This is a genomic window from Oerskovia flava, assembly GCF_026163685.1.
Taxonomy (GTDB): domain Bacteria; phylum Actinomycetota; class Actinomycetes; order Actinomycetales; family Cellulomonadaceae; genus Oerskovia_A; species Oerskovia_A flava.
In genome coordinates this window covers 65510-87081 of record NZ_JAOXSR010000012.1, presented here as the reverse complement: position 1 = coordinate 87081, position 21572 = coordinate 65510, and the positions used below count along the sequence as shown (strand labels likewise).

At 70.7% G+C, this 21572-nt stretch carries 22 protein-coding genes; 12 read left to right on the top strand and 10 right to left on the bottom strand.

The annotated features are described in order from the left end of the window. Positions 1-4 precede the first annotated feature (4 nt). The 3 genes from OHL10_RS17270 to OHL10_RS17260 all read right to left on the bottom strand — a co-directional run bounded on the left by OHL10_RS17270 (position 5) and on the right by OHL10_RS17260 (position 3155). Complete coding sequence (locus OHL10_RS17270; protein ID WP_265523486.1) at positions 5-1021, bottom strand: hemolysin family protein; 1017 nt, start codon at positions 1019-1021, stop codon at positions 5-7. Continuing rightward, on the bottom strand, positions 1018-2385 hold the full coding sequence (locus tag OHL10_RS17265) for a hemolysin family protein (RefSeq protein ID WP_265523485.1): 1368 nt from the start codon (positions 2383-2385) through the stop codon (positions 1018-1020). Before OHL10_RS17265 ends, OHL10_RS17270 begins: the two co-directional genes overlap by 4 nt. 137 nt (positions 2386-2522) lie before the next feature. Further along, positions 2523-3155 (bottom strand): nucleoside/nucleotide kinase family protein, encoded by a 633-nt coding sequence (locus tag OHL10_RS17260; protein ID WP_265523484.1) that lies wholly within the window; start codon positions 3153-3155, stop codon positions 2523-2525. Positions 3156-3222: 67 nt separating this feature from the next. Between OHL10_RS17260 and OHL10_RS17255 the strand changes: the two genes are divergently transcribed. Genes OHL10_RS17255 through OHL10_RS17245 form a run of 3 tightly spaced genes read left to right on the top strand, consistent with a single transcriptional unit; the run spans position 3223 to position 6202 of the window. After that, a complete protein-coding gene (locus tag OHL10_RS17255; RefSeq protein ID WP_265523483.1) occupies positions 3223-4074 on the top strand; it encodes a formate/nitrite transporter family protein in 852 nt (283 codons plus the stop codon). Between the two features lie 25 nt (positions 4075-4099). Then, positions 4100-4960, top strand: a complete 861-nt coding sequence (locus OHL10_RS17250) for an alpha/beta fold hydrolase (RefSeq protein ID WP_265523482.1) — start codon at positions 4100-4102, stop codon at positions 4958-4960. Positions 4961-5008: 48 nt separating this feature from the next. Then, positions 5009-6202, top strand: a complete 1194-nt coding sequence (locus OHL10_RS17245) for an amidohydrolase (RefSeq protein WP_265523496.1) — start codon at positions 5009-5011, stop codon at positions 6200-6202. Between the two features lie 321 nt (positions 6203-6523). On the opposite strand, the gene OHL10_RS17240 is transcribed toward OHL10_RS17245, so the two are convergent. After that, positions 6524-7024, bottom strand: a complete 501-nt coding sequence (locus OHL10_RS17240) for a hypothetical protein (protein ID WP_265523481.1) — start codon at positions 7022-7024, stop codon at positions 6524-6526. Positions 7025-7458: 434 nt separating this feature from the next. Here OHL10_RS17240 and OHL10_RS17235 point away from each other — a divergent pair, with 434 nt between their 5' ends. Then, positions 7459-8571, top strand: coding sequence for a hypothetical protein (locus OHL10_RS17235; RefSeq protein ID WP_265523480.1), 1113 nt, complete (start codon positions 7459-7461; stop codon positions 8569-8571). Between the two features lie 8 nt (positions 8572-8579). Beyond that, positions 8580-9119, top strand: coding sequence for a hypothetical protein (locus tag OHL10_RS17230; protein WP_265523479.1), 540 nt, complete (start codon positions 8580-8582; stop codon positions 9117-9119). Between the two features lie 127 nt (positions 9120-9246). On the opposite strand, the gene OHL10_RS17225 is transcribed toward OHL10_RS17230, so the two are convergent. Continuing rightward, positions 9247-10218, bottom strand: a complete 972-nt coding sequence (locus OHL10_RS17225; RefSeq protein ID WP_265523478.1) for a helix-turn-helix transcriptional regulator — start codon at positions 10216-10218, stop codon at positions 9247-9249. A 99-nt stretch (positions 10219-10317) separates the two neighbouring features. Here OHL10_RS17225 and OHL10_RS17220 point away from each other — a divergent pair, with 99 nt between their 5' ends. After that, positions 10318-11466 carry an epoxide hydrolase family protein gene (locus OHL10_RS17220; RefSeq protein ID WP_265523477.1) on the top strand — a complete coding sequence of 383 codons (1149 nt, stop codon included), beginning with the start codon at positions 10318-10320 and terminating at the stop codon, positions 11464-11466. Between the two features lie 48 nt (positions 11467-11514). Here the strand turns inward: OHL10_RS17220 and OHL10_RS17215 are convergent, their stop codons facing one another. Beyond that, complete coding sequence (locus tag OHL10_RS17215) at positions 11515-11805, bottom strand: DUF4287 domain-containing protein (RefSeq protein ID WP_265523476.1); 291 nt, start codon at positions 11803-11805, stop codon at positions 11515-11517. 149 nt (positions 11806-11954) lie between these two features. Here OHL10_RS17215 and OHL10_RS17210 point away from each other — a divergent pair, with 149 nt between their 5' ends. Further along, positions 11955-12374 (top strand): VOC family protein, encoded by a 420-nt coding sequence (locus OHL10_RS17210; protein ID WP_265523475.1) that lies wholly within the window; start codon positions 11955-11957, stop codon positions 12372-12374. 23 nt (positions 12375-12397) lie between these two features. Here OHL10_RS17210 and OHL10_RS17205 read toward each other — a convergent pair whose 3' ends face one another. Further along, positions 12398-12721 carry an ArsR/SmtB family transcription factor gene (locus OHL10_RS17205; RefSeq protein ID WP_265523474.1) on the bottom strand — a complete coding sequence of 108 codons (324 nt, stop codon included), beginning with the start codon at positions 12719-12721 and terminating at the stop codon, positions 12398-12400. Between the two features lie 60 nt (positions 12722-12781). On the opposite strand from OHL10_RS17205, the gene OHL10_RS17200 reads away from it, so the two are divergent. Both OHL10_RS17200 and OHL10_RS17195 read left to right on the top strand, forming a co-directional pair. After that, on the top strand, positions 12782-13855 hold the full coding sequence (locus tag OHL10_RS17200) for a flavin-containing monooxygenase (RefSeq protein ID WP_265523473.1): 1074 nt from the start codon (positions 12782-12784) through the stop codon (positions 13853-13855). Continuing rightward, the gene (locus tag OHL10_RS17195; protein WP_265523472.1) at positions 13852-15105 is read left to right on the top strand and encodes an MFS transporter; all 1254 of its coding nucleotides are present in this window, start codon (positions 13852-13854) and stop codon (positions 15103-15105) included. The genes OHL10_RS17200 and OHL10_RS17195 overlap by 4 nt, the downstream gene beginning before the upstream one ends. On the opposite strand, the gene OHL10_RS17190 is transcribed toward OHL10_RS17195, so the two are convergent. Continuing rightward, positions 15017-15547 carry a MarR family winged helix-turn-helix transcriptional regulator gene (locus OHL10_RS17190; protein ID WP_265523471.1) on the bottom strand — a complete coding sequence of 177 codons (531 nt, stop codon included), beginning with the start codon at positions 15545-15547 and terminating at the stop codon, positions 15017-15019. The two genes, OHL10_RS17195 and OHL10_RS17190, sit on opposite strands and share 89 nt — an antisense overlap. Before the next feature lie 60 nt (positions 15548-15607). Between OHL10_RS17190 and OHL10_RS17185 the strand changes: the two genes are divergently transcribed. Continuing rightward, positions 15608-16054 carry an SRPBCC family protein gene (locus tag OHL10_RS17185; protein ID WP_265523470.1) on the top strand — a complete coding sequence of 149 codons (447 nt, stop codon included), beginning with the start codon at positions 15608-15610 and terminating at the stop codon, positions 16052-16054. Here the strand turns inward: OHL10_RS17185 and OHL10_RS17180 are convergent. Continuing rightward, the gene (locus OHL10_RS17180; protein ID WP_265523469.1) at positions 16039-16617 is read right to left on the bottom strand and encodes a dienelactone hydrolase family protein; all 579 of its coding nucleotides are present in this window, start codon (positions 16615-16617) and stop codon (positions 16039-16041) included. The two genes, OHL10_RS17185 and OHL10_RS17180, sit on opposite strands and share 16 nt — an antisense overlap. A 167-nt stretch (positions 16618-16784) precedes the next feature. Next, positions 16785-17783, bottom strand: coding sequence for a choice-of-anchor L domain-containing protein (locus OHL10_RS17175; protein WP_265523468.1), 999 nt, complete (start codon positions 17781-17783; stop codon positions 16785-16787). Positions 17784-18161: 378 nt separating this feature from the next. Here OHL10_RS17175 and OHL10_RS17170 point away from each other — a divergent pair, with 378 nt between their 5' ends. Next, on the top strand, positions 18162-19865 hold the full coding sequence (locus tag OHL10_RS17170; RefSeq protein ID WP_265523467.1) for a glycoside hydrolase family 68 protein: 1704 nt from the start codon (positions 18162-18164) through the stop codon (positions 19863-19865). Positions 19866-19923: 58 nt separating this feature from the next. Further along, positions 19924-21570 carry a glycoside hydrolase family 32 protein gene (locus tag OHL10_RS17165; RefSeq protein WP_265523466.1) on the top strand — a complete coding sequence of 549 codons (1647 nt, stop codon included), beginning with the start codon at positions 19924-19926 and terminating at the stop codon, positions 21568-21570. Positions 21571-21572 lie beyond the last annotated feature (2 nt).

Here is a 21572-nt window from a genome sequence, read left to right as displayed (position 1 = left end):
CCCGTCAGACCGCCGCGGCGACCGTCCGCGGGAAGAGGCGGCTGAGGACGTCCGCGAGGGTGACCACGCCGACGATCTCGTCGTCCGTGGTCACCACCGCGAGGTGGTTGCGGGTCTCCCGCATCGAGGTCAGCGCGCTGTAGACCGGGACGTCGGAGGCGAGCACGAAGACGGGCCGCATGAGGTCCGCCGCGGGGCGGTCGTCCGGCTCCGTGAGGGTGTCGCGCACGTGCACGACCCCTTCGATCGCCGTCGGCTCGCCGACGAGGATCCGCAGGTGCCCCGACGTCCGGGTGGCGCTGCGGACGTCCTCCACGCTGGCCGACGGTGCGACCGTCGTCGGGCGAGCGCCCTCCCGCAGGAGGTCGCCGACCGTGAGGGTCTGCAGGTCCAGGGCGCCCGAGAGCTGAGCGAGGTAGCTCGCGTCGAGCGCGCCGACGTTGGCCGAGTGCTCGACGAGGTGGCGCAGGTCGTCCGCGTTCTGCCCGGTCGCGACCTGGTCGGCCGGCTCGACGCCGACCCGGTGCAGGCACCAGTTCGCCATCTCGTTGAGCGCACGCAGCAGCGGCCGGGTCAGCCACATGAAGGCGCGCATCGGGAGGGCGAGCATCGTCGCGGACGTCTCGGGGTGCGCGATCGCCCACGACTTGGGCGCCATCTCGCCGACGACCAGGTGCAGGAACGTCACGATGACGAGCGCGAGGACGAAGCCCGCGACGTCGGCGAGCACCAGGGGCGCGCCCCAGCCCTCGAAAACGGGGGTCAAACAGTGGTGCACGGCGGGCTTGGTGATGGCGCCGAGCGCCAGGGTGCACGCGGTGATGCCGAGCTGCGAGCCGGCGAGGAGGAGCGTGAGCTCCGACGAGCTGCGCAGCGCGGCGCGTGCCGACCTGCTGCTCGGGGCGGCGTCCTCGAGCCGGTGTCGCTTGGCGGCCAGCAGCGCGAACTCGACGGCGACGAAGAACGCGCTCAGCGCGATGAGGGCGACGGTCGCCGCGACGACGACCCACGGGTTGCTCATCGGTTCGACTCCTTCGGCTGGTCGTGGAGGACGCGGACCCGCACCTGGGAGGGGACGTGCCGGTCGATCTCGACGACCTCGACGTGCATGACGACGACGGGAGGCGCCTCGGGCAGAGCGAGGTCAGCAGGATCGGGCGGGAGCTCGACCTCCACCTGCGTGCCGACCTCGGGGAACGAACCGTGGTGGGCGATGACCAGGCCTGCGATCGTCTCGTAGTCGCCGCGGGGCAGGTCGTGCCCGACGGCGCGCTCCACCTCGTCGACGTGGACGTCACCCCCCATGAGCCAGCTGCCGTCGTCCTCGGACGGCGGCGCGACGGGGATGTCGGGGTCGTGCTCGTCGGTGATCTCGCCCACGAGCTCCTCGGCAAGATCCTCGAGGGTCAGCACGCCGGCGAAGCCGCCGTACTCGTCGATGACGCACGAGAGCTGGTTCCGTGAGGACGCGAGCTCACGCAGGGCGTCGGGCAGGATCATCGTCGTCGGGACGACGACGGCCTCCCGCATGATCTCCGAGGCGGGGGTATCGCCGTCGTGACCGTCGGTGAGGATGTCGACCAGGTGCACCACCCCGACGACCTCGTCGTCCACGTCGAGCACGGGATAGCGCGAGTGCCCGGTGCTCATGAGGCGACGTACGTCGTCGACGGTGTCCGCGGGGTGGATGACGTCGACCCGCGCGCGAGGGATCATGGCGTGCTCGACGTCGCGCACGGGGAAGTCGAGGATGCGGTCGAGGAGCACGGAGAGCTCGGCCGGCAGGTCACCGCTCTCGCGTGAGTCCGCGACGATGTGCTCGAGGTCGCGCGCGGTGGCGGAGTGCTCGACGTCGTGCACGGGTTCGATGCGCAGCGCGCGCAGCAGCGCGTTGGACGCCTGGTCGAAGATCGTGATGAGCCAGCCGAAGACCGCCAGGTAGATGGTGGTCGAGCGGGACAGCCAGAGCGCGACCGGCTCGGGCCGGGCGATGGCGAGGTTCTTCGGGAAGAGTTCGCCGAAGATCATCTGGACGAACGTCGACAGGATCAGCGCGAGGACCGTGCCGACGGCGATCCCGACACCCGTCGGTACACCCACCCCGCCGAGGGCCTCGCCCAACGACGCCCCGATCAACGGCTCGGCGACATAGCCGACGAGCAGCCCGGTGACGGTGATCCCGAGCTGTGCGCCGGAGAGCATGAACGACGTGCGGCGGGTGACGGACAGCGCCCGCCGCGCGCCCTCGTCACCACCGGCCGCACGGGCGTTGAGGCGAGACCGGTCGACCGCCATGTACGCGAACTCCTGCGCCACGAAGTAGCCGGTGGCGGCCGTGATCGCGAGGACCACCAGCACGCCGAGGAGCAGGGTCAAGAGCCACATCAGAACCTCCCCTCCTTCGCCACGTGTGTCGGCCGCAGCTCGGAGGGGTTCGTACTGTCGCTGTCCATCGCTCTCCCGGTCGGTGTCAGGTCGCGGAGCTCACGGCGGGGTGCACCGGTGTGGTCCGTGCGAAGAGATTACGGCACGCTCCTGGGTCCGTCGCGGCCGACGACGAGCGCGGGGCGCCGGGCATCGTCGACCCGCACGACGACGTCGGCCACCTGCTCCGGGCGAGTCTCGCGCGCATATCGGGCATAGGCGGGCAGGGTCCACACCTCTGCCGGCGGGGTGCGGCGCGCGAGCGTGCCGTCGCGCAGGGCGAGGTGCACCGTGAGGTCGGCGTCCAGGCCTCGTCCGAGGAGGAACGCCCCGTCGACGAGGACGACCACCCCGGCGGGCGCCTCGAGCAGGGCGGCGCGGGTCGACCGGTCGGTCACCGGGTCCCGCAGGCTCGGCAGGTAGCGGCCGGCCCCTCCCGGCCCGACGGCGGTCAGCACCTCGCGGTTCAGCGTCCCGACATCGAGCCAGCCGAGGAGCGCGTCGGGGTCCTCACGGCCGTGCTCGAGGCGCAGCGACGCCGCCCGGAGGAAGTCGTGCGCGCGGATCCGGGCGACCGGGCGGCCCGCCGTCCGCAACGGCTCGACGAGCGCGTCCGCCAGCAGGTCGGGCCTGCTCGACGGGTGCCCGTCGACCAGCACCCGCACGGCCCGGTCCCGCGGGGTGGCGGCGAGGCGATCGGCGAGGCGCGCGACGAGGACGTCCTGGGTCACGGGCTCCACCTGCACCTCGCCAGGATGTCATCTCCCCCGAAGTCCGCCCGCGTGGGAACGTGGTCGCATGACGCACGACGCGCGGGCGCTGTTCCCGGGAAAGCTGTTCATCAGCACGGTCCTCGAGGCGCTCGACACCAAGACCGCGATGTCCGGCGAGCTCGCCCGGCGCTACCTGCAGCGCGCCGCCATGGCGGGCATGCTCATCGGGATCTTCTACGCGACGCACTACGCCGTCATCGCGGGCATCGAGGAGGCCGGGCAGGACGGGTCGCTCTACCAGGTGGGACGCCTGGTAGGTGCCGTGGTGTTCGGGTGGGCGCTCGTCCTCATCTACTACACGCGTTCCGAGCTGCTGACGTCGAACATGATGATCGTCTCGATCGGGGCGTACCACCGGCGCACGACGTGGGGGCGCGCGCTGCGGCTGCTCGGGCTGTGCTTCCTCGGCAACCTGCTCGGTGGTCTCGTCGTCGCCGTCCTGCTGCGCTTCAGCACGCTGCTCGACGGCGCGACCGGGATCCTCATGCAGGAGGCGGTGGACCACAAGCTCGCGTTCGTCACCGAGGGCGCCGCCGGGTGGGGCGACCTGCTGGTCCGGGCTGTGCTGTGCAACCTCATGATCAACCTGGCGATGCTCATGGTCTACAACGGCCTCATCAAGGACGACCTCACCAAGTCCCTCGTGATGATCGTGTCGGTGTTCGTCTTCGCGTTCCTCGGGCTGGAGCACTCGGTCGCGAACAGCGTGCTGTTCCTCATGGTCGGGCTCGAGGGCGGCGTGCACGCCGGGCTGGCCGCGGCGAACGTCGGACTGGCACTGGTCGGGAACTTCGTCGGTGGAGGGCTGCTCATCGGCCTGTACTACGCCTACGCCAACGACGACGCTCGCTACCGTCCGCGAGGACCTTCCGACTGACATCGCCGCTGGCTACAGTCCGAGGATGAGAATCACCCGCGACCTCGAGCTGGTCGACGGCAGGGTCGTCCGGGTACACGACTCGGGTACGGGTGGCGCGCCCGGCGAGACGCCCGCCGAGACGGTCCTGTGGCACCACGGGTCACCGCAGACCGGCGCGCTCCTCGACCCGCTCGTCGAGGCCGCGCAGGCACGCGGCATCCGCGTCGTCTCCTGCGCGCGGCCGTCGTACGGCGGGTCGAGCCCGCACCCCGGGCGCACGGTCGCCTCGGTGGCCGACGACGTCGCGCAGGTTGCCGACGCCCTCACGATCCAGCGCTTCGCGGTGATGGGGTCGTCCGGCGGCGGCCCGCACGCGCTGGCGTGCGCGGCGCTCCTGCCGGGGCGCGTCACGGCGGCGGTCTGCTTCGCGAGCGTCGCCCCGCGGGTGGACGACCTCGACTGGTTCGCCGGCATGGCCTCCGACGGCGCGCTGCGCAGCGCGCTCGAGGGTCGCGCGGCCCGGGCCCGGTTCGCCGAGACCGAGGAGTTCGACCCGCTGAGCTTCACGGACACCGACTGGGCCGCGCTCGACGGGACGTGGTCAGCGCTCGGAGCCGACGCCGGCCGGGCGGGCGAGGACGGCCCGGACGGCCTGATCGACGACGACGTGGCCCTCGCCGCACCGTGGGGCTTCGACGTCGGCCTGATCGACGTGCCGGTACTGCTGGTCCAGGGCGGGCAGGACAGGGTGGTGCCGCCGTCCCACGCCCACTGGCTCGCCGAGCACTGCCCGACGGCCGAGCTGTGGACCCGGCCCCACGACGGCCACGTCTCCGTGCTCGACACCGCCGCCGTCGCGCTCGACTGGCTCACCGCCCGCGACGAGCTGAGCCGCGGTCGCTGACCCGCCGAATCTCGGGCCGTGCTGCCGATTCCACGGCAGGATGAGCACATGACTGACGTCTCCCAGCCCATCGCGGAGCTCTACCGCGACCTGCACCGCCACCCGGAACTCGCCTTCGAGGAGACCCGCACCGCCGGCATCGCGGCAGACCGCCTGCGGTCCGCGGGCTACGACGTCGTCACGGGAGTCGGCGGCACGGGGGTCGTGGGCGTGCTGCGGAACGGTGAGGGCCCGACGGTGCTGCTGCGGGCCGACATGGACGCACTTCCGGTGACGGAAGCCACCGGACTGGACTACGCCAGCACGGTCGAGGGCCTCATGCACGCGTGCGGCCACGACGTGCATGTGGCCAGCTTGATCGGTGCCGCTGATCGACTCGCCCAGACCCGCGACGAGTGGGCCGGAACGCTGATCACGCTCTTCCAGCCGGCGGAAGAGAACGGTGGTGGCGCTCAGGCGATGATCGAGGACGGGCTGTACGAGAAGGTACCGGTCCCGGACGTCGTGCTCGGCCAGCACGTCGGACCTGCGCCCGCCGGCACGGTCGGCGCGCATCCGGGTCCGGCGTTCGCAGGCGCCAACAGCATCGACATCACCGTCTTCGGCCGGGGCGGCCATGGATCCCGTCCGGAGACCACCGTCGATCCGATCGTGCTGGCGGCCGCCATCGTGCTGCGGTTGCAGACCATCGTCGCCCGAGAGGTGGCACCACAAGAGACGGCAGTCATCAGCGTCGGACGCATCGTCGCCGGCACGAAGAACAACATCATCCCCGACACGGCGACCCTCGGCCTGAGCGTGCGCGCGTTCACCGAGGATGTGCGTCTCCGGATTCTCGCAGCGATCGAACGCATCGTGCGGGGCGAAGCCGCAGCCTCAGGTGCGCCGGAACCGACGTTCCACTACGCCGAGTCGTTCCCCGTGCTGGTCAACGACGCCCGAGGTGCGGAGCGCACCAATGAGGCGTTCCGAGCTGCCTTCGGCGATGCCAGCGTGCTCGATCCTGGAGAGGTGAGCGGCAGCGAGGACGTCGGACTGCTCGCCACCGCGGCGGGAGCGCCGCTCGTCTACTGGATCCTCGGCGGAGTCGACACCCCGTCGTACCTGGCTGCCGCTGCCGCCGGCACCCTGGACCGCGACGTGCCCTCCAACCACTCGCCGCACTTCGCGCCGGTGATGGAACCGACGCTCACCCGAGGCGTCGACGCACTGGTCACAGCCGCGCGCACCTGGCTCGCATAACACCGGCACTGCGGCCATCTACGCGGGAGGCGACCACTGTCGGGGGCCAACCTCACGTCGAGCTCGCGCACGCGCGTACCTGACGAAATAGATCGCCGTTCCGAGGAGCGTCCCTTGAAGAAGACTCGCGATCACGATGATCGCGAGCCCCAGCCCTGGCACATCGGGTAGATCGACGAGCAAGAAGACCGCCCAGGCCAACCGCGTCAGGAGCGACCCAAGGGGAAACGTCAAGAAATAGAACACGACCGCAGTGGGCGCAAACAGGCTGCCGCCAGTGATAGCGACCATCGCACCGGCCATCGCGACGCCACAGATCGGCTAGCGGGCGCGGATATTGGGGCTGACGGTCTCGAACGTGTCGTCGAGGTCGTCGAGAGGCTGCGCAGTGCCGTCGTCGGGCAGGAGGTACGCAGACACGCTCACCCTTCCGTCCGTCCCTTCGCCCGAGATCGAGACCTGTAGCCCGGTCTCGGCGGCCACAGCGGGGTCCCCGCAGGCGGAGCCGACCAGGCCCTCGGCGGCCGCGACGACGACGAGGAGACAGATCTCGTCGATCATCTCACCGTCCTTCTCGTCGCGGTGCGTCGCGACGAAGAAGTCGGCGGCATCGTTGCTCGCCAGCAGGCGCTCGGTCTCCGGGTCGGCGAGGTCGGCGTCGGCGGCGGCCTGCGGCAGGACGTCGGCATCGGTCCGGGGCTCGGCGAGGGCGGAGACCAGCTCCGCCGGCGTCAGGGGCGACGACGTGCAGCCGCTCAGGGCGGCGAGCCCCACCAAGCCCGCCACGACTCCTGCTGCTGCCCGTGCTCGCCCGTTGCTCATCCGTCTCCCCTGCTCGTTGCTCTGCCGTGTGTCGGCCTGCGTCGCAGCTCTGCGGCGCCCGTCAGCATCGACCCTATCGAGCGTCGTCCCTCGATCACCACTGAGACGAGTCAAGCCATCGTGATCTCAGCGCCACCTTCCACTCGCCTTCGCCTCCGGTATCGGTACTCCACCCCCGCTGGTACCCTCCAGTCAACATTCTCGGACGACCGAAAATGTCCCCTTGGAGCAACGGAGTTTCAAGATGAAACGTAGGACCTGGAAGGCCACGCTTTCAACTGTCCTGGTGGGATCAGTTGGCTTCCTGGGCGCAGGGGCGCTACCGGCTTCTGCCAAGACCCCCCTCGCCGCCCGCGATCACGGGCAAGGTGGTTAGGGGAGGGGTGCCTGTTCAGGCAGACGTTCTGCTAACGGCATGGCCCAAGCAGGAGGTCATGGACAAGCTCGACATCGGCGAGACGATTCCTCGCGTGTCCCTCGGAATGGTTCGGACCGATGCGGATGGAAACTACTCTCTCACGCTCAACAGCGCTTCAGTCCCGGAGACATTCATCGCCGACAGCGGCCAGGTCGACGTCGACGTGACCGTTGCTGATGGAATGAACGAGATGAACTGGTCCATCTCGATCGTGGCTCAGACATCGAACCCTGAAAACACACTACGCACCTCCGCCACTTCTGGCTGGGCGGCTGCAAGCACCCACGACGAGACCGCTCTGGTGGATGCCCGTCGCACGACAGACGTCAATACGTCACCCACCGTCGTCTTCGACCTCTCTACGGGAATTGTCGAGGATAGTTCGATCGATATTGCCAACGCAGTAACGCCGGAAGGCGAGAGCGCCTCCAAGTCTGACCGGAAGCTCGCCATGACCACCGCCGTAGTCGCTCAGACGACGAAGACCACGAAGGAACTACGGGCACGGTCCAGCGTGGCCGACCGATCATCGGGCGGTGTCGTCGCGCCCATGTCGTGTAGAGACTATACGCAGTCGTTCACCAACAATATCCGTGAGTGGTACGGTCACTCTCAGGGCGTTTCCGGTGCGCCCGTCACGGCTTCGCAGACCGCGAGTTCAAACCACTCGCTCGGCATCGCAGCAAAGTTCGGATCAAGCTGGTCTGCTTCCGGGACAAGGACCATAACCACTGGGATCGGAGGCTCCTTTCCTGCTACTGCTAGCGCCTACAGGGTTGGCAACCGGGTGAACTACCGCAATATTGCAAACTCCTGCTTGGCGTCGAACCCGTATCGCTCCCAGCCGAACGGGTTCGCTGACGTTGCCTCGGACCGTCTGCTCGTCGACCGTCTGAACCTCTCTGGATACTGCATGCAACGGGATGCCGGAGCGACTTTCACCAAGGACTCCGGGAAGAACGTCACGATGTCGAACGCGCTAACCGTGAGGGGCGTTAGTCTGACAGCTCAGGCCGGGTGGGGTTCCAGCAACAAGTTGCACTGGAAGTTCACGTCCTCTGCCCGACTCTGTGGGAACTTGACGACAGGGCTTGCCACCTCTAGCCGCGTTGTTGCTCGGCCAAGGTGAAGCGATCGATGCGATCGCTGCTGGCTGCGACACTCTCGATGGCGGCCGTATTAGCGATCAGTAGTTGCGGAGTTGGTTCCGGCGCGGAGGTGCAGCTGGCGGGCGACCGATCCGGCGGTGGCATCTTCGTTGGTGTCGAGAACGCCGATGTCGGCGTAGGTGACCCTGTCACGCTTGGGGACGTCAAAGTCTGCGCCACAGGATCGGGCGACGCCGAAGTCACCTCTGTCGAAGCTCCCGAAGGATCAGGCGTGACCGTTGAGGACTTTGCCGTGTACCCGGGTTGGTCCGGGGTCGGCAGCCAGTGGCAGTCGCTGTCGAGCACAGGCTACGACTCAGAATCGGGTGCTGTGACAGCCCGCTGCGAGAAGGGCGAGGTTGCAGACCTACTGATACAGGTGACGCGCACTACGGACGCTTCGGCCGTCGCAGAGTCGCTCACCGTTCACTGGAAATCTGACCGCGGTGAAGGGTCGTTCGAGGCGGGACTCGGGGTATACCTATGCAGCGAGGGCGACATCAACTCCGATACTTGCCCCGAGGTGTAGTAGCGGAGAAGGTAATCGCTTCTCTGGCGAGAGCGGAGGAACTTGTTCAACCCTTTGCTTGGTTAGACTCGGGTACAAACTCGTCCCGTACCTCGGCGTGAGAGATGGCTGCGCGTCAGCGTCGACCCTATCGAGCGTCGCCCCTCGACCGCCGGGCGGCTCGCGCGTACACACCGGCCAGGCGGTCGAGGTGCTCGACGAGCTCGGCGGGTGACTCGACGACGAAGTCCATCCCGAGCATCCCCACGTAGACGGCCACCGTGGCCAGGGAGTCGGCGCCGGTGACGAGGACGCTGGTGCTCGCGTCGACGGCCTCGACGACGCCGACGGCCGGGTTGATGTGCGCGAGCACGTCGTCCGCGGGCGAGTCGATCCGCAGGCGGGCGTGCACTGCCCAGCCGCTCGATGCGACGTCGCGCATCATGAAGGCTGTCCAGTCCCCGCCGGGGACGGGGTGCGGCTCGAAGCGGCGGCCCGTGGGGTGGCCGGGCGTCAACCAGTCGATGCGCAGGGTGTGCCACGTGTCCTCCCGCGGGTCGCGGCCCACGAGGTACCAGCGGCGTTGCCACGCGAGCAGTCGGTAGGGCTCCACGAGCCGGGGCTCGCCGCGGTACGTCGGGCGCAACCACTCCCGGCGCTGGATCGCCGTCGCGACGGCACGCAGCACGGCGGGGTCGACGGCAGGGTCGGCCGCGTCGGTGTCGGTGTTCTCCGGTGCGTGGTCGACGGCGGCGTCGACCGCCTCGACCGTGGCGCGCAGCCGGCTGGGCAGGACCTGCTCGAGCTTGGTCAGCGCGCGCGTGCTGCTCTCCGCGATCCCCGCGATGCCGGTCGCACCCCGCAGGCCGATCGCGACGGCGACCGCCTCCTCGTCGTCGAGCAGCAACGGCGGCAGCTTGCCGCCCGGCCCGAGCCGGTACGCCCCGGCCGCGCCGCGCGTCGCCTCGACGGGGTAGTCCAGCGCGCGCAGCCGTGCCACGTCGTTGCGGACGGTACGGACCGTGACACCGAGCCGATCGGCGAGCTCCGGACCGGTCCACGCCGGGCGGGACTGCAGCAGCCCGAGGAGCGCGAGCAGCCGTGCGGACGTGTCGAGCACAGCACCCTCCTGGGGTTCGTCGACATCCGGACGCACGAGCGGCATCCGAGGCACGCAACAGGAACTGAACGTTCCTGTATGGAATCTAGCGTGAGTTCCATGAACACCACCGAGACCGCCACCGCCATCCGTCCCTTCCGCATCGAGGTCCCGCAGGCCGAGCTCGACGACCTGCGCGAGCGCCTCGCCCGCACGCGCCTCCCCCAGGCGGCTCCCGGCGACACGTGGGATCACGGGACGCCGAACCACTACCTGCGCGACGCCGTCGACCACTGGCTCACCGCGTACGACTGGCGCGCCGAGGAGGAGCGGCTCAACGCCGTCCCGCACCTCCTCACGGAGATCGACGGCCAGACGTTCCACGCCGTCCACGTCCGCTCGCCGCACCCGGACGCCACTCCCCTGCTGCTGGCCCACACCTACCCGGGGTCGTTCGTCGACTACCTCGACATGATCGGGCCGCTCGTCGACCCCGTCGCCCACGGCGGGCGTGCGGAGGACGCGTTCCACGTCGTCGTCCCGGACGCCCCCGGGTACGGGTTCAGCCAGCCCGTCACCGAGGGCGGGTGGACGACGGCGCGCACCGCCCGCGCGTACGACTCCCTCATGCGGCGGCTCGGGTACACCGAGTACGGCGTGCACGGCAGCGACCGCGGCGCGATGGTCGCGCGCGAGCTCGGCCTGCTGAACCCGGACGGGTTCCTCGGCCTGCACGTCCTGCAGCTCTTCTCGTTCCCGTCCGGCGACCCCGTCGAGTTCGAGCGCCTCCAGCCCGAGGACCACGCCGGCCTCGCGCACATGCAGTGGTTCCAGTCCGTCGGCGGGTACAACACGATGAACGCGTCCCGGCCGCAGACCGTCGCGGTCGGGCTCTCCGACTCGCCCGTGGCCCTGCTCGCGTACAGCGAGCTCTTCAACTCCTTCGGCAACGGCACGAGCCTGGTGCCGCTCGACCGCATCCTCACCGAGGTGAGCGTCGCGTGGTTCACGAACGCCGCCGCGGGCATGGCTCGCAGCTACCTCGAGGACGCCCGGGCCGGCGCCGAGCCGGCCGTCAACGACGCGCCCACCGGGGTGGCCGTGTTCGCCGACGACTTCCAGACCGTCCGCGTCTTCGCCGAGCGGGACAACAGCGACATCGTGCACTGGAGCCGGTTCGAGCGCGGCGGGCACTTCGCGTCGCTCGAGGTGCCCGACGACGTCACGCGCGACATCCGCACCTTCTTCGCCACCCTGCGGGAGCGGTAGGCGGGCGGTCGAGCGGCGGCCCGGCACCGAGCCGGGCCGCGGCTCCACTCACGCCGGGCGTGTGGCCTTCCCGTCCAACCAGAGCGTGTCCGACGCGTCGCGATGGGTGCCGGTCGTCCCGACGTGCTTCGCGTCGATCGTCGGGCCCTTCTTGATGACGTGCACGAGCGCCATGGCGTGCCCGCGGCCGAGGTCGTAGTCGTCCTTGAGCCACTGGACGATGACGCCCGCCTTCACCGACGGGTCGTCGTACCCACGCTCCTGCGCCTGGGTGACGAGCTCGCGCGGGGTGAGGCCGGTCTTGTCCTCGATGCTGTCGAGGTATGCCTGGAACGACATCCGTCGTGCTCCTTCGTCCGGTGCTGCGGGATCACGTCGATCCTCGCCGATGGTCCCGTAGACCGCTGCGGCGCGCGAGACTCATCGGCGGGCGCGCCGCTTGCGACACCCGGCCGCCCGACGGACCGTGGAGCCGGAGGTGGTCTGCGATGGCCCAGACGTTCCCGACCGTCCGCCAGGTCGTGCTCGACACGACCGACCCCCGCGGTCTCGCCGAGTTCTACCGCGCCCTGCTCGGGCTGAGCTACCGGTCGGGTGACGAACCGCCCGCCGACGGCGCCCCGGACCCGCGGGGACAGGACTGGCTGGTCCTGCGCTCGCCGGGTGGTGTGCAGCTCGCGTTCCAGCAGGTCGCTGCCCTGCCGCCCGCGACGTGGCCCGAGGGCCCGGTGCCGCAACAGCTCCACCTGGACGCCACCGTGCCGGACGTCGCGGAGCTCGACGCCCAGCACGAGCGCGCGATCACCCTGGGTGCCGAGCTGCTGCTGGACCGGTCCGACGACCCGGACGAGCCGCTGCGGGTGTACGCCGACCCGGCCGGTCACCCCTTCTGCCTCTTCGTCGGCTGACCCCCGCATCACCGGCCCACGGGTCAGCAGCACACCTGGAGGTAGGCCTGCACGTCCGCGAGGGCGCGCGCCATGCCGTCCCGGTCCGCGGAGTAGAGCACGACCTTCCCGTCGCGACGAGAGGTCACGATCCCGCCGCGACGGAGCAGCGCGAGCTGCTGCGACGCGGTGGACTGGCTGATACCGGCGAGCTCGGCGACCTCGCCCACCGAGAGCTCGGCCCCACGGGCGAAGAGCAGCAGGATGCGCTGCCGGGTGGCGCTGGCCAGCGCCTTGAGGAAGTCCCGCGTCGCCTCGGCGAGCTCCGGCTCGAGGCCGACAGGTGCGGAGCGGGTCGACTCGGTCATGGTCCGAGCGTACACATATCGTTGTATTGACATATTCCGATTCCTCGATATGTTCTCCCCATGAGACCCGACCCTCACCCCGTGATCGTCATCGGCGCCGGTCAGTCCGGCCTGGCCGCCGCGCACGCCCTGCGCTCGGTGGGCCTCCCGCCGCTCGTCCTGGAAGCCGGAGAGCGCCCGACCGGCTCGTGGTCGCGGTACTACGACAGCCTCCACCTCTTCTCCCCGGCCGGGTACAGCAACCTCCCCGGCCTCCCGTTCGGCGGCGACCCCGACCGGTACCCGGGCCGCGACGAGGTCGTGCAGTACCTGGCGCGGTTCGCCGAGCACCTCGACGTCGAGATCAGGACCCGGACGACGGTCCGGTCCGTCGAGCCCGACGGCGACGGCTTCCTCGTGCACACGACCGCCGGGGACACGCTCCCCACGTCCGCGGTCGTCGCTGCGAGCGGCTCGTTCTCCCGACCGTTCGTCCCGGAGCTCGGCCAGGACGGCTTCAGCGGCCAGGTGCTGCACTCCGCCGACTACCGCAACCCCTCCGCCCACACCGGTGCCCGGGTCGTCGTCGTCGGTGGCGGGAACTCGGGCGTGCAGATCGCCGACGAGCTCACCGCGGCCAGCGACGTCACCCTCGCCACGCGCGCACCGGTGACCTTCACCCGCCAGCGCATCGGCGGTCGCGACCTGCACCACTGGCTGAAGCGCACCGGCTTCGACCTCGCACCGCCGGCCGTGCTCCGGCGCCTGCTGCGCGCGCCGCTCGTGATCGACACCGGCGCCTACCGGGAGGCGGTGTCGAGCGGGCGGCTCGAGCGACGCCCGATGTTCACCCGGCTCGACGGCGACGCCGTCGTCTGGTCCGACGGCTCCCGCGAGCACGTGGACACCGTGATCCTCGCGACGGGTTACCGGCCCGCCCTCGAGTACCTGCATCCGCTCGGCGCCCTGACCGGCTCGGGCGCGCCGCTGCACTCCGGCGGCACCTCCACGACCCGACCGGGCCTCGTCTACACCGGCCTCGAGCTGCAGCGCACGTTCTCGTCGAACACCCTGCGCGGGGTGGGGCGCGACGCCGGCCACGTCGCCCGAGCGCTCGCCACGCACGTCCGGCGCCGCTCGACCGTCGTCGGGTGAGCACCACCGCAGGTGCCCGGCGCGCGCTCCGAGCACTCTGCCTGACGCAGATCGTCGGCTGGGGCGTCCTGTACTACTCGTTCCCCGTGGCGCTCCCGGCCATCACCCAGGAGACCGGGTGGTCGACGACGTCCGCGACGGCCGCGTTCTCGGCGGCCCTGGTCGTCGCGGCGGTCGTCGGCGTGCCCGTCGGCCGGCTCCTCGACGCGCGCGGCCCACACGGACTGATGACCGCCGGGTCCGTGGTCGGTGTGCTCGCGACGCTCGCGATCGCAGCCGCACCGACCGTGGCCTGGTTCGCCGCGGCGTGGGTCCTCGCCGGCGTCGCACAGGCGGCGGTGCTCTACGCCCCGGCGTTCACGGCGCTGACCCGCTGGTACGGCCCCGCCCGCACCCGCGCGCTGACCGTCCTGACCCTCGTCGCCGGGCTGTCGAGCACGATCTTCGCGCCGGCGACCGCGGCGCTCCTCGACCGGCTGTCGTGGCGTGAGACCTACGTCGTCCTCGCGGTCGTGCTCGCCGTCACCACGATCCCGGCGCACGCGGTCGGGCTGCGTGCACCGTGGCCGCCGGCCCAGCAGGTGCGCCCCCACGTCGCGCGGTCGGCACGACGGAGCATCGCGACGAGCCGCGCGTTCGTGCTGCTCGTGATCTCGACGTCGCTGACCGCCTTCGCGCTGTCCGCCGCGACGGTCCACCTCATCCCCCTGCTGGGTGAGCGCGGTCTGTCCACGTCGCTCGCCGCGTGGGCGCTCGGGCTGTCCGGTGCCGGGCAGCTCATCGGCCGGGTGGCCTTCGCCCCGCTCGCGCGGCGCACGCGCCCCCGGGCCCGCGCCGTCGTCCTCCTCGGCCTCGCCGCGGCGACCATCGCGGCCGTCGGGCTCGTCCCGGGCCCGACGAGCGTCCTGCTCGCCGCGAGCATCACCCTCGGCACCGCGCGAGGAGCCTTCACGCTCCTGCAGTCCACCGCGATCAGCGACCGGTGGGGCACTGCCGGCTTCGGCGCGCTGTACGGCATCCTCAACGCGCCGACCACGCTTGCCATCGCGCTCGCACCGTGGGGCGCAGACCTCCTCGTCGGCGCGACCGGCGCCTACCCGACGACCTACGCGCTCCTCGCGGGGACGGCACTGGCCGCCGCGATCGTCGCGATCAGCACCGTCACGACGGCGGGGCCGCAGCTCGATCAGCGAGCCCGGCCAGCAGCTTCCGAAGGATCGCGTCGAAGGCCTGCGCCTCGTCCTCGGTGAGCAGGTCGAGGAGCGTGCTCTCGTTGCGGGCGTGGTCGGTGACGGCGGCGTCGATGACGGCGAGCCCGTCCGGGGTCAGACCGACGAGCAGGCCCCGTCGGTCGCCGGGGGCGGTGCGCCGGGCGACGAGGCCGCGCCGTTCGAGACGGTCGATGCGCTTGGTCATGCCGGCGCGGGTGATGAGGAGGATGTCGGCGAGGTGCGACGGGCTGAGCTGGTAGGGCGTGCCCGTCCGGCGGAGGCCCGCGAGGACGTCGAACTCCCCGCGGTCGAGGCCGTGGGCGGCGAACACCGCGTCCACGTGCCGGCCGCCGACGAGGTGCAGTCGGGCGAAGCGCGCCAACGTCCCCATGGCCCGCAGATCGAGGTCCGGGCGCTCCCGCTGCCAGTGGGCGACGGCGACGTCGGCGAAGTCGGGAGTGTCATCGAAGCGTGCGGCCATGCCTCACCGTATCTCAACCGGTATATAGTCAACCAGGAAACTACTCTGGAGGCCCTTCCGATGAAGCCCGTCGTCGTCCGCTCCTCGATCGACCTGGACGTGCCCGCAGCGGTCGCCTGGGAGTATCTGTCCGTCTACACGAACGACCTGGCCTGGCGCGCGGGCCTGGAGACGATGTCCCAGGACCCGCCCGGGCCGGTGCACGACGGCGCCCGGGTCGTTGAGGTCCTGCGCGTGCTCGGGCGCAGGGTGGAGAGCCTGGTCGAGGTGTCGGACGTGCACGCGGGCCGCTCGTTCTCCTGGCGCGTCGTGGAGGGCGCGACGGCCCAGGGCAGCCGCGCGGTGACCCCGGCGACGGCAAGCTCGTGCCGCGTGGACGTCGTCAAGCAGCTGACCCTGTCCGGGACCGACCGCCTCCTGCGCCCGCTGGTCGCCGCCGTCGTCGCACGCACCGAACGTCAGGACCTCCAGCGCCTGCAGCAGGTGCTGGGTCAGCGGATGTCGTGAAGGAAGCGCACGACGCGTTCGGTGAGCAGCCTCGCGGCCTCCTCGTCGTAGGACGGCAGGCTCGAGTCGGCGAAGAGGTGCTCCGTGCCGGGGTAGAGGAAGAGCTCCGCGTCGGCGGTGGACGCGACGAGCTCGCGAGCGGCGTCGAGGTCCCCCTCGTCGACGAAGAACGGGTCGCCGTCCATGCCGTGCACCTGTACCGGCACACCTGCCGGCCACCCGTCGCCGAACTCCGACGTCGGGACGCACGAGTGGAAGAGCAGCGCGCCCCGGACACCAGGGCGGGTCTGCGCGAGCTGCTGGGCGGGCAGGACCCCGAGGGAGAAGCCGGCGAGGACGATCTCGTCCGGCAGCCCGTCGGCCGCGGTCGCACCCCGCTCGAGGATCTCCCCGAAGCCCACGGACTCGGCGTACCCGAGGCCCTCGGTCAGGGTGTCGTACACCCTGCCGTCGTACAGGTCGGGGGTGTGGACCACGTGCCCGGCGTCCACGAGCTGCTCCGCGAAGTCGCGGACCCCCGACGTCAGACCGTGCGCGTGGTGGAACAGCAGTACCTCGGCCATCACATCTCCTCCGGGACGGGCCCTCGCGGGCCGGGGCAGGCGCCAAGCCTGGGGGGCACGACGTCGCCCCCGCCCCTCGATCATCGTGGGCACCACCGACAGCCGCGAGCGAGGGCGCGGGCATCGCGGCACGGCGATGTCCACACCCTCTCTCTGGTGTCGAGCGGTCAGCGGTACAGCCACCAGGAGTGGCCGCCGTAGCTCACCTTGCCGTGACCACGGTGGTCACGGTGGTCTCGGTCAGCCTTCGGCCCCTTGCCCTTGGACTTTCCCTTGTTCGAGACGAGGGAGTCCCGACCCAGCAGGACGGTGCTGTCGAGCTGCCCGTCACGGGTGTCGGCGACGGCGACCCGCACCGTGCTGACCCGGCGTGGTGTCACCCGAGCCTCACAGGTGAGGACCGTGGTGAACGCGTTGAGCTCGGTGTCGTGCGTCCCGGCGCCGGGGTCGTTCGGTGCGAAGTTCTCCACGTACAGCTCCGCGTTGGTCGCCGCGTTGACGGTGGCCGTGGACACCAGGTCCCTGCTGCGCGGGACGGTGGAGCACGGACTGCCGTTCACCCAGATGGCGAACGCGTCGGCGAAGTCCTGCTCGCTCCATCCGGCGTACTCCTCGCTGCCGAAGACGTAGGAGAGGGAGAGCCGGTTTCCCGACGGCACGACCCGCATCGTGAGGACGGCCGCGTCGTAGGTCGTCTCACCGACCAGCCGGTCGAGGGCGCGAGATCCACGCCCGCCGAGGTCCCCGGTGGTGGTGAGCTTCTCGTTCGGGCCGAGGAGGGCCGAGGCGGAGAAGTCGGTGTCGGCGTCGGACTGCGGGTCGGCGTCGATGAGAGAACCGGTCGTGAGCGCGACCCCACGGGCGATGCCCGTGTCGTGCATGCCGGAGAAGCGCCCGGCCTGGACGTCGTTGCCGGAGAACGTGGCGCTGCGCACCGTGATGCCGCGCCCGGCGATGGTCGCGGCGAGATCCTCGGCTTCGAGGTCGCGCAGCGACGTGACGTTCTGCCCGGGCGAGGCGGAGGCGGGGGCCGCGACGGCTACCGCGCCGGTGGCGACGAGCGCGGCCGCGCAGGCCGCGCCGAGCGCGCGGGTCGCACGGCGGTGATGGCGGGGCCCACGCCGCGGTTCGGCCGCTGGCCGGCCGTGGGCTGATGTGGTGTTCATGATGCTCCATGAGCTAGTCGGGATGCGCCCGAGGGCGCTACCGCGCGGGGCATGCCAGCGCGGTCCGGTCTGCATGGAGGGGGAAGAGTTGCACGGTCGTTCTGCGTGCGAGCTGTTCGGTCGAAGCCGCGGAGTGCGGGTCGGCTGTGACGTGTCGACCGGTGGGGCGGCGGACCGCCCCTGGTGTCCTCACCTTCGTACTGCCCCGTGGGGGCGGATCCGCGACTTGTTCGCAAACCCTTGACAAATGTGGCACAGATCACACTACGTTAGATCGCGGTTGGGGGAAACCGTTCGGACGAAGACGCTCACGCTTCCAGCAGAAGGTGAACGGACGTGAAGTCTTCGACACGCACACGACCACGCACAAGGGGGCTGGTGAGCGGACTGCTCGCCACCGGACTCCTCCTCGGGACCGTCACTCTCGGTTCCACGACCGCCTTCGGGGCGGAGGACGATCAGGCGCCGTCTGACCCATCGACGAGCGACGACGCACCACCGGTCGACGAGTCGACCGAGGACGGGACGGTCACTCCGTTCCGGTTCCCGGGATTCCCGGCACCGTCGATCCACAGCCAGCAGGCGTACGACCCAGAGGACGACTTCACCGCCCGATGGACGCGTGCCGACGCGCTCCAGCTGCGGGCGATGACCGACCCGACTGCGCCCGCGGGCGAGAACTCCATGCCGGAGGAGTACACGATGCCGGCGATTCCGCAGGACTTCCCGGTCCTCGTGGACTCCGACGGCACACAGGTCTGGGTCTGGGACACCTGGACGCTCACGGACGAGAACTCGGACCAGCTGAGCTTCAAGGGCTGGGAGGTCATCTTCTCTTTGGTCGCGGACTCGACGGCCGGGTACACGTTCGACGACCGGCACACGCACGCGCGGATCGCGTTCTTCTACCGGCCCGCAGGGATTCCGGCGGAGGACCGGCCGGAGAACGGCGGCTGGACGTACGGGGGCCACGTGTTCCCTGACGGCGCGGCCGGCGCGATCTTCGAGGACCAGTCGTTCTCGACGGTCACCGAGTGGTCCGGGTCGACCCGGATCATGGAGGGCAACAAGCTGCGGCTGTTCTACACGGCGGTCGCCTTCTACCGGGACGCGAACGACCAGGAGATCCAGCCTGCCGACCCGCGGATCGTCCAGACCGAGCTGCGGATCTTCGCCGACGAGGACGGCGTCTGGCTCACGGGCGCGCGCGACCAGCACGAGCTCCTCGTCCCCGACGGGACGTTCTACCAGACCCGCGAGCAGAACTCGTTCGTGAACTTCCGCGACCCGTTCACGTTCCAGGACCCGAACGACGAGAACAGCCCGGAGTACATGGTGTTCGAGGGCAACACCGGCGGTGATCGCGGGGCCGTGCCCTGCACCGCCGAGGACCTCGGGTACCGCGAGGGTGACCCGTACGCGGAGCTGCCCGAGACAGTGACGGCGTCCGGGGCGAACGTCCAGATGGCCAACGTCGGACTGGCCGTGGCGGAGAACAGGGCGATGACCGAGTGGCGGTACCTGCCGCCGATCCTGTCGGCCAACTGCGTCAACGACCAGACGGAGCGACCGCAGATCTATGTGCAGGGCTCGAAGTACTACCTGTTCACGATCACGCACCGGCACACGTGGGCGCGCGGACCGGACACCGACTCCGTCGACCCGCGGTTCTGGTACCTCGACGGGCCGGACGGCGTCTACGGGTTCGTGGGTGACGGCATCCGTTCCGACTACCAGCCGCTCAACGAGGGCAGCGGCCTCGCCCTGGGCAACCCGACGAACCTCAACTTCGCGGTCGGCACCCCGTCGAGCCCGGATCCGTTCCAGACGGCGCACACGTTCCAGTCGTACTCGCACTACGTGATGCCGAACGGTCTCGTCGAGTCCTTCATCGACGCGATCGGCAACCCGGACGTGCGACGCGGTGGGACGCTCGCCCCGACGGTCCGGCTGAACATCGCCGGGACCAGCGCGGTCGTGGACCGCTCCTACGGCGACGACGGACTCGGCGGCTACGGGGACATCCCGGCCAACGCCGAGCAGGACGTCTCGCCCGAACCTGACCCGAGGCCGTTCCCCTAGTCCCGGATCAGAACCCCCCGCGGGGCGGCGGAGCGCGGCGATGCCTAGCATGGCCACGATGACGAGAGCCGGTCCTGCGGCGGCACCGCGCACCCCGTCCCGCGGGGTCGCGGTGTCCGCCGCGCTCGTCCTCACCCTCCTCGCAGGATGCACGGGCGTGCCCGACGACGACCGGTCGCCGTCGGGCACGACCTCACCCCCCGCAGCGGGGCCGGACGCGTACACCGAGCAGTGGCGTCCCCAGTTCCACTACAGCCCGCCCGAGGGTCGGCTCGCCGACCCGAACGGGCTCGTGTGGTTCGAGGGCGAGTGGCACCTGTTCCACCAGCAGGACGGGACCTGGGCGCACGCGGTGAGCACGGACCTCGTGCACTGGGAGACGCTCCCCACGGCGCTCGAGCACGACGAGCTCGGTCAGGCGCTGTCCGGGAGCGCCGTCGTGGACGGCGGGAACACGTCGGGCCTGTTCCCCGAGGGCGAGGGCGGCCTCGTCGCGGTCTACACCTCGACCGAGGGCGGTGAGGCGCAGTCGGTCGCGTACAGCACGGACCGCGGTCGCACCTGGGAGCGGTTCGCCGGCAACCCGGTGATCCCGAACGACGGGCGCACCGACTTCCGTGACCCCAAGGTGTTCTGGCACGACCCGACGAGCCGGTGGGTCATGGTCGTCTCCGTCGGCGGCGTCGTCGAGCTCCACGGCTCGCCCGACCTCCTGGACTGGGAGCCGCTCAGCACGTTCGGCGAGGGGCAGGGTCTGCACTCGGCGGTGTGGGAGTGCCCGGACCTGTTCCCCCTGCCCGTCGACGGGAACCCGGACGACACGCGCTGGGTGCTCACCGTGAGCGTGGGTGCCTCCGAGGAGACGGCCGGCTCGACGGCGCAGTACTTCGTCGGCGACTTCGACGGGACGACGTTCGTGCGCGACCCCACCACGCCCCCGGAGACCGTGCAGGTGACGGATGTCGGTCAGGACTTCTACGCCGCGCAGACGTTCGAGAACGCGCCCGACGGGCGCCGGCTCTGGATGGGCTGGATGGGCGACTGGCGGTTCCCGTACGCCGCACCGACGGCGCCGTGGCAGAACGCGATGAGCGTCCCGCGCGAGCTCTCGCTGCGCCGCGTCGACCCGGGTGCGGCGGCGCCGTCGGGCGAGGTGCTGGCCGACGGCGGGTACGTCCTCGCGCAGGCGCCGGTGCCCGAGCTCGAGGTGCTGGACGAGGAGACGACGACGGTCACCGACCTCGCGGTCGAGGACGGCGACGTCGTGCTCGACTCCCCCGGCGGGACGTTCGAGGTGCTCGCCGAGATCGACGTCGGCGACGCCGAGGAGGTGGGACTACGGGTGCGCGAGCGGCGCGGCGAGGACGGGTCGGTGGCGGAGGCGACGGTCGTCGGGGTCGGTCCCGACGGGTTCTTCCTGGACCGGACGCAGGGCGGCGTCACGACGCTCCTGGACCGGTCGGGTGCGGACGCCGACTTCGGTGTGCGTCGCACCGCGGCGTACGCACCCGTGGACGGCGTGGTGCGCCTGCGCGTGCTGGTGGACGAGTCGTCCGTCGAGGCGTTCGCCGACGACGGCGCCCTCACGGGGACGCTGGTCGTCTACCCGGGCGAGGGGACCGACGGCCTGTCGGTCTACGCCCGCGGCGGGACGGCGACGGTCCGCTCGATCGAGGTGACACGCCTGGCGTCGATCTGGCGCTGACG